This window comes from Cupriavidus campinensis (assembly GCF_905397395.1).
GTDB classification, from domain to species: Bacteria; Pseudomonadota; Gammaproteobacteria; order Burkholderiales; family Burkholderiaceae; genus Cupriavidus; species Cupriavidus campinensis.
Genome location: NZ_CAJPVH010000106.1, coordinates 1 through 7675 on the forward strand (window position 1 = coordinate 1; position 7675 = coordinate 7675).

Below are 7675 nucleotides of genomic sequence, written 5' to 3' on the forward strand. Positions count from 1 at the left end.
ACGCTGGACCGACATGGGGAAATCCGTGCTGGTGGAAGGCGCGCGCGTGTATTGCCAATGCAAGGAAAAGCCACGGGTGTTTGCATCGCAGTACACGATGTCGTCGGAGGTTGTCAGCGGCAATGTGAAGGGCGCGGCGGCGGGCGCCGATTCGAAAATGCCGTACACCCATAACAATTTGGCGAGCCGTACAACCACGCCTGACGCAGCGAGTCTTGCCGCGTACGAGGCGGATCCGACGATGATTTGTCCCAATATGACCAACGCGGAATTCTATGCGGCGGTCATGCGGGTACGGGATATTGCCGTCGCACACATGGAGGCGCGTTTGATGGAACTGGCGCGCTGGAGCGAGTCGGATAAGGATAAGGTACGCATCTGGTTTACGAATGCCACGCCGGACATTCGCAAACGCTTGCGTGAGGGAATCACGAGAATTCGGAAAATCTCTCTATCGCTTACCGAGAAAAATTTCGAGCGCTTTAGTGAGGAAGCGGTGCGGCGCGTTGGCTGTGTGCCCGCCGCCGGGAAAGGCGATGAACCGGCGTGGGCGAGCGTCTGTAAGTCCGATAAGACGTTTGCGATATTCATTGGCACCACGTTTTGTTATTTGCATGAGGAAAAGAGGAATTATCAAGGAATAATCGAAAATGTCAGCAGTATGACCACGGTTTTTATTCATGAGGTTTCCCATTTTCCCGCTGCAATGGACACGGTAGATCGCTATTCTGGCATCAAGGCGGCCCGGCTGCTGGCGAAGCTCCGCAATAGATTCGTCATTGAAAATGCCGATAACATCGCTGCATATGTCGCCGACGTTCCGAACTGGTAATGGAGGGGGACGATGAAATCCTTGAGTCGCCTTACAGTTGCATTAATTCTCGCCGCCATAACATTCAATGCCGGCGCCTGCCATATGCTCGAAGTGGAGCACACCGTGTACTTCGAAAATGGCGCTACAGCTGTGGGAGTCCACCAGATCAAGAAATTTGCCGAATGGCGAGTTGGCACCCGCAAGAAATTCTATTCTGGCTTCGATGTCTACCTTTTGGGATTCGAAGGGCGCGGCATTACCGGTGAAATGGCGAAGAAGCGGATCTCAGAGGTTCAGAGGCTGTTATTGAACTCCGGCCTGCCTCAGGATGCGCTGAAAGAGGTGGAAATACGGCCGTGGTATACCGCATCAATAACCGATGGGCCAGATGTGGTGCGTATCGACGCCCTTGCTCACTGCCCCAACTACTGTTGCAGCCTCGAACCACTCCCCGACAACGTCGTCCGCTGATTCAATCCAACACGACAAACAGAGCCATCTCCCGACGGCTCTTCGAGCGGTTCAGCCGAGAAAATCTGGTGGCCGTCGGCTATGTTCCCGCACGGCTCCGGAGACCACAAATGGAAACCCTGACGCGCCTCGCAGTGATCGCAACGTTCACGCTCACAAGCTTTGGTTCCCACACCTGCAGTCTGTCGGCAGCCACGCACGAAGTGAAGTTTCTTCCCGGTTCGACGACGCTCTCGACCACGGAGGTCAAGCGGTTTGCGGATTGGCGGATCCAGACGCGAAAGTATTTTCCCTCGGGGTTCGACGCAATAATAATCGTCGCGTGGGAGGGCTATGGGGTTACCCGTAAAATGGCCGAAACGAGAGTGGAACACGTGCAGCGACTGCTGAAGAACTCGGGTATGCCGGATAGCGCGTTGGCTGAACCTCCGCAGATCCGCCACACGGACATGAGGGGAGCCGACGACCAAATGCTCCACACAGTCGAGATTGCTGTCGCGGCACGGTGCCCCAATTACTGCTGTCCAGCTTCCGACAATATCGCCAGATAATCCACGCTAGTTGACAAACAGAGCCGTCTCCCGACGGCTCTGTTTTCATTTCCAGCCGACTACGGCGTACACGGCGCCGCTGCCGCCGCCCCCTGCCGCAGGGCCGTGTTGGATGCCGAGTCGTCCGCCCCCAGCGTGTTGTCGGTGAACTTGCAGCCGTAGTTGGCGTTGGCCACTACTGATGGTGTCAGCACGTCGTCGCCGGCGGGTGGGGTGCCGGTTTGCTCCCAGGCCACCATGTCGTCAAACGCGCGGACCTGCTCGGCCACGGTGAAATCACAGTGGCTGATGCCCCGGATCGCGCGCTGTACCAGCCATTTCGCCGTGCCGTTGGCGTCTGCGCGGCGCTTGTAGATCTGCTCCATGCTGAAGGGCACGTACATGTCGCCCAGCGTGTGCAGCGTCAGCACCGGCACGCTGATCTGCGCGGCGGTCTTCGGAATCCAGCGCAGGCCGTCGCGGCGCAGCCGGTTGGCGTCGGCCACCGGCTTCACGCGGAAGATCGACGTGTTGATGGCCTGCTCCTCGGGCGTCAGCGCGGCATCGTCATCGAGCTGGAAGGTCAGGCCGGTAGTGTCCACCACGTTCTGCGTCAGCACGCCGTTGACCGTACCGTCCTGGCCGAAGGTGCTCCAGACCGCGTCCTGCAGGCCCTTGGAGGCGGGGCTGCCGCTGAAGCCGATGGCGAACATCGGCCGCTCGCCGCCGGTCAGGTTCTTGACGATCTGGCGCAGTTTCTCGCCCTGGCCCGTGTTGGTGACGGGGTAGGTGGTGAACAGCGCCGCCTGTACCGACGACACGATCTGCGCCCAGTTGCTCACGGGCCAGGACGTGGCCGGCACGTTGGCCAGCAGTTGGGCGGCGGTCTGGTAGCCGCCGAAGTAGTTGAACAGTTCGGTGTCGCCTACCACGCCGCACATCGGCACCGCCCCGTGGTACGTGACCTTGTGGTTGGCCGTGGCGATGGTCTCGGCTTCCACGGCCGCCGCGCTGACATGGCCGCCCATCGAATGGCCGATGATGTACACGCGCGTCGGTGCGGCCAGCGTGCGGCCGTTCTGTTTGGCGATGTCGACGAAGGCCAGCGCGAGCGCGTTCGTGTCTTCCACGCCTGCCCGCACGTCATAGTAATTCGTTGAATAACTCGATGCAGCCCAGGCATAGCCGGCTTCCAGCAGGTGACGGCGGATGCTCGGTGGATTGACGTCGAGCGCGTTGCCAGTGCCGGCGTAGCCATGCGCATACATCACGAGCTTGCCGTTCCAGGTGGCGGGCACCTCGACCATGTAGCCGGCCTTGCCGAGCACGCCGGACCAGCGGTCGGCGGCGGGCGCACCCGCCATGGGCGTGAGCTTCTGCGTGATGGCGGCGGTATCGATGGTGAACGTGCGGCTGTCCTGCGGCCGCGCATCCTCGGGCTGCACCGTGGGCGGTGGGGTGACGACGACGGGCGGGGCGGGCGGATCGTCGTCCCCGCCGCATCCCGCGAGGAGGAGGCCGGCCACGACGAACAGGGCTGCCTGCGAAACAGCTCGATGCATGATGTCTCCTTGGAATTCGTTTTTATTCGATAAGTGAAGCCGCGTCACTGTAGCGCCGGCACGCGTGCCAACCAACATCTCAAACGGGTGTAAGAAATGGTGCGGCGCATCGATTGATGCAATGCATCAGGGTCATTGAGCATCACAATTGGCGCGGTGGCAGGCGGGCCACCTAAGATGGCGCGGCGCCCCCTCACTTGCCTGACTCAGGCATTTCCGAGGACCCACAAAATGGCTCGATTCAGACGTTTCGCACTCAGACCCGTCGCTTACGGCCTTGCTGCCCTGTTTTCCCTCTCCGCCGGTGCCCAAACCATGACGCGCGACAACGGCGCGCCCATCGGCGACAACCAGAACTCCCAGACCGCCGGACCGAACGGTCCGACGCTGCTGCAGGACGTCCACCTGATCGAGAAGCTCCAGCGCTTCCATCGGGAGCGGATTCCCGAGCGCGTGGTGCACGCACGCGGCACCGCAGCACAGGGAGAATTTGTCTCGGAAGGAGACTTTTCCGATCTGACCACCGCCAAGGTGTTTGCCGGCGCCGGCAAACGCACGCCGGTGACGGTGCGGTTCTCCACGGTGATCCACGGCAAGGGATCGCCCGAGACCGTGCGCGATCCGCGCGGCTTCGCCACCAAGTTCTACACGGACGAAGGCAACTGGGACCTCGTGGGCAACCACACGCCCATCTTCTTTATCCGTGACGCGATCAAGTTCCCGGACATGGTTCACTCGCTGAAGCCGTCGCCGGTGACCAACCTGCAAGACCCGAACCGCTTCTTCGACTTCTTCAGCAGCGTGCCGGAGAGCACCCACATGCTGACGCAGCTGTATTCGGATCTCGGCATCCCGGCGTCGTACCGGATGATGCAGGGCAACAGCGTGCACGCCTACAAGCTGATCAACGCCAAGGGCGAGGTGCACTACGCCAAGTTCCAGTGGCGTCCGCGCCAGGGCGAGAAATATCTCACCCGGGCAGAGGCCGCGAAGATCCAGGGCGCCGATTTCAACAACCTCACCAGCGACCTGTTCGGGGCCATCCAGCGTGGTGATTTCCCGAAATGGGACTTCTACGTGCAGCTGATGAAGCCCGAGGATCTCGGCAAATATCGATTCGACCCGCTCGACTCGACCAAGGTCTGGCCCGACGTGCCGTTCCGCAAGCTCGGCACCATGACGCTGAACACCGTGCCGGAGAACTTCTTCGAGACCTCGGAGATGTCGGCCTTCGCGCCGTCGAACCTCGTGCCGGGCATCGAGCCGTCCGAAGACCGCATGCTGCAGGGCCGTCTGTTCTCGTACTACGACGCGCAGACGTACCGGCTTGGCGCCAACAAGCAGAAGCTGCCGGTCAACCTGCCGCGTGTGCCGGTACGCAACTACAACAGCGACGGGCACGGCGACATCGGCGGCACGAAGGGTGACATCAACTACCAGCCGTCGCGGATGGCAGGAGCGTACTCCGACAACCCGCACTATCGCTTTGCGCGCACGCCGCTGGCCGGCACGACCCAGCAGGCGCCGATCGCCCGCACGGATAACTTCACGCAGGCCGGCGACTACTATCGCAAGTTGTCCAAATCGGGGCAGGAGAACCTGATCGGCAACCTGGCGGCCGACCTTGGCGTGGTGAAGCATGCGGAAGTGAAACAGATCATGCTGAGCCACTTCTACAAGGCCGATGCCGACTATGGCCAACGGCTGACCAAGGCGGTCAGCGGCGATCTTGCCGATGTGCAACGGCGTGCCGCGCTGCTGAAGGACTAATGGTGTGACGCCACGCCGGTAGGAGTACGGCGGCGGCCCGATCATGCGGCGACCTGCAACCTAGCTGTCTCAGGGCGCCGCCGGTGTCGCCGCCGCCGCCGCCGCCGCAATCTCCCGCACCTGCCGCATGACCCCATCGGCAAACAACACCGGCCCGCGCACCGGCACGCCCGCCGTGCGCAACGCGTGCGCGGTCCATGTATTGCAGGTGTAGAAGCCCGCGTAGGTGGCCGTGGCCGCGAAATACAACCCGCCTTCATAGGGACCATCGCCGAGCCCGATGGGTTTGCCCGACGCGTCCGTCTGCACCGCATCCCCAAGAAACTGGCGCAATTGCGAGATGCCGGCTTCGTCGAGCGAGAGCCGCACCACGTTCCCGGCGCCGAACGCCGCCGCCGGGGTATCACGCAGGATTGTCAGCAGGATGGCGCCTTCTCCGGGCAACAGCGCCGAGATCAGTGTCATCGGGCCGCGCTCGCGGCTGAGCAGGAATTGACGATCACCAAATCCGAAACAAAGAAAACGCGAGCCCGCGTAGCCAGCGGTGAGCCGCAGCAGGCGCGCATCGGCATCCTCGGTGCGGATGCAGATCTCGGTGTGCCAGTCGCCCTCCACCACATCGATGGTAGTCACGGGCGTGACCGGGGCGGCGGCTGGCGTGGCGGCTGGTGTGGCAAAGCAGCCCGCCAGCGTGGCGGCCATGGCGCTGCCGACGAGCCACCGCCACGTGCGCTTCACGATGGCGCCACCGTGCGTTCGATCATGCCGATCATCGCCGCGCGGAATGCGTCGGCGTCTGCACCGGACGCGATGGCCAGCGCGGTGCGGTCGAAGGCCGCCGAGAGCAGGGCGGCCAGCGCATCGACCGGCGTGCCGTTGGGCAGCCCGTGGCCGACGGCCATCGCCAGACCTTCACGCAGCGTGCGGCCCGCGTGGGCGGCATCGAGCGCGAACATGGCTTCGGTGCCGAGTACCGCCGGGCCGTCGATCAGCAGCAGGCGGGTGCGGCCCGGCACCGTCATGGCGGCCAGATAGGCTTCGCTGCCGGCGATCAATGCCGCGCGCACCGGCAGTGCATCCGGCGCGGCCTGCTCGATTTCCCCGGCCACGGCGCGCGCCTCGTCCTCCAGGATCGCGCGGAACAGGTCCTGCTTGTCCGCGAAATGGTGATAGAGCGCCCCGCGCGTGATGTCGGCCGCTGCCGCAATCTCGGGCGTGGAAGTGGCGGCATAGCCCTTTTCAACAAACAGCTTGCGTGCGGCAGACAGCAGGGCAGTGCGCGTCGCTTCGGTCCGTTCCTGGTTCGAACGGGTCTTTTTACTTTGCATACATACAGCCTGTATGTTATAAATTCAGGAAAGATACAGGCTGTATGTTATGCGATTCGCGCCCGGACCGGCGCGCCACAACGGAGACATGCGATGAAAACAACGAGCTACTACCCGGTGATCATGACCGCCAACGTGGCGGAGACGGTGGCGTTCTACACGCAGCACGTGGATTTCCGGCCGCTGTTCGAGAGCGACTGGTACGTGCACCTGCAGTCCAACGCCGACGCGCGCACCAACCTCGCCGTTCTCGACTGCACGCATGAGACGATTCCCGCTCCGGCGCGCGGCCAGCAGGCGGCCGGGCTGCTGCTCAACTTCGAAGTGGAGGATGTGGACGCGGTGCACGCGCGCATGCAGGCGGCGGGGTTGCCGATCCTGCTGCCGTTGCGCGACGAAGCCTTCGGCCAGCGCCATTTCATCACCGTCGACCCCAGCGGCGTGATGCTGGACATCATCCAGCCGATTCCGCCGAGCCCCGAGTTCGCGGCTTTATACGATGCCAGCGCGCTGCCGGGCTGACGCCTCGGTTGACACCTCAGCCGCCAAGTACCCAGCCGGCCGCCGCGCAGGCCAGCACCACGCCCCACGGCGGCAGGCGCCAGGCGGCCAGGGCCACCAGCGCCAGCAGCGCGAGCGCGAAATCCGCCGGGGCGTGGATCGCGCTGGTCCAGACCGGCGCGTACAGCGCCGCCACCAGCAGGCCGACCACGGCGGCGTTCACCCCGGCCAGCGCCGCCTGCGCGCCGGCGTTGCGGCGCAGCCGCTCCCAGAACGGCAGCGCGCCAAAGACCAGCAGGAACGATGGCGCGAAGATCGCCACGAGGCAGAGCATGCCGCCGGCCCAGCCCGAAGGCGCCGCGCGCATCGCGCCGCCCAGGAAGGCGGCGAACGTGAACAGCGGCCCGGGCACGGCCTGCGCGGCGCCGTAGCCGGCCAGAAAGGTGTCGCCATCGACCCAGCCCGTGGGCACCACGGCCGCCTGGAGCAGCGGCAGCACCACGTGCCCGCCGCCGAACACCAGCGCACCGGCCCGGTAGAAGGCGTCGACCAGCGCCAGCGGCTGACTCGGAAACATCCGATGCGCCAGCGGCAGCGCCACCAGCAGCACAACGAACGCCAGCAGGAAGCCCGCGCCGGCGCGTTGGCCGATGGGCACCGCCAGCGCCGCATGCGGCTGCGCCTGCGCGGGCCGGAACC

The 7675-nt window shown here is 64.0% G+C and carries 9 protein-coding genes; 5 read left to right on the plus strand and 4 right to left on the minus strand.

The window, feature by feature from the left end:
• The 3 genes from KHO18_RS27555 to KHO18_RS27565 form a co-directional block, all read left to right on the plus strand.
• Positions 1–832: M35 family metallo-endopeptidase (locus tag KHO18_RS27555; RefSeq protein WP_211944257.1), on the plus strand; the 832-nt coding region annotated here is incomplete at its 5' end.
• 12 nt (positions 833–844) lie between these two features.
• Positions 845–1285 (plus strand): hypothetical protein, encoded by a 441-nt coding sequence (locus KHO18_RS27560; RefSeq protein ID WP_144203527.1) that lies wholly within the window; start codon positions 845–847, stop codon positions 1283–1285.
• A 110-nt stretch (positions 1286–1395) separates the two neighbouring features.
• A complete protein-coding gene (locus KHO18_RS27565; RefSeq protein ID WP_144203529.1) occupies positions 1396–1836 on the plus strand; it encodes a hypothetical protein in 441 nt (146 codons plus the stop codon).
• 59 nt (positions 1837–1895) lie between these two features.
• On the opposite strand, the gene KHO18_RS27570 is transcribed toward KHO18_RS27565, so the two are convergent.
• Complete coding sequence (locus KHO18_RS27570) at positions 1896–3377, minus strand: alpha/beta hydrolase family protein (RefSeq protein WP_211944258.1); 1482 nt, start codon at positions 3375–3377, stop codon at positions 1896–1898.
• A gap of 231 nt (positions 3378–3608) precedes the next feature.
• On the opposite strand from KHO18_RS27570, the gene KHO18_RS27575 reads away from it, so the two are divergent.
• The gene (locus tag KHO18_RS27575; RefSeq protein ID WP_144203533.1) at positions 3609–5147 is read left to right on the plus strand and encodes a catalase; all 1539 of its coding nucleotides are present in this window, start codon (positions 3609–3611) and stop codon (positions 5145–5147) included.
• Positions 5148–5216: 69 nt separating this feature from the next.
• Here the strand turns inward: KHO18_RS27575 and KHO18_RS27580 are convergent, their stop codons facing one another.
• Positions 5217–5885 (minus strand): DUF2459 domain-containing protein, encoded by a 669-nt coding sequence (locus KHO18_RS27580; RefSeq protein ID WP_244845147.1) that lies wholly within the window; start codon positions 5883–5885, stop codon positions 5217–5219.
• A complete protein-coding gene (locus KHO18_RS27585) occupies positions 5882–6475 on the minus strand; it encodes a TetR/AcrR family transcriptional regulator (protein ID WP_144203535.1) in 594 nt (197 codons plus the stop codon). Before KHO18_RS27585 ends, KHO18_RS27580 begins: the two co-directional genes overlap by 4 nt.
• Positions 6476–6568: 93 nt before the next feature.
• Between KHO18_RS27585 and KHO18_RS27590 the strand changes: the two genes are divergently transcribed.
• A complete protein-coding gene (locus KHO18_RS27590) occupies positions 6569–6997 on the plus strand; it encodes a VOC family protein (protein ID WP_144203537.1) in 429 nt (142 codons plus the stop codon).
• A 16-nt stretch (positions 6998–7013) separates the two neighbouring features.
• Here the strand turns inward: KHO18_RS27590 and KHO18_RS27595 are convergent.
• The coding region (locus tag KHO18_RS27595; protein WP_211944259.1) for a chromate transporter at positions 7014–7675 on the minus strand (662 nt) is incomplete at its 5' end.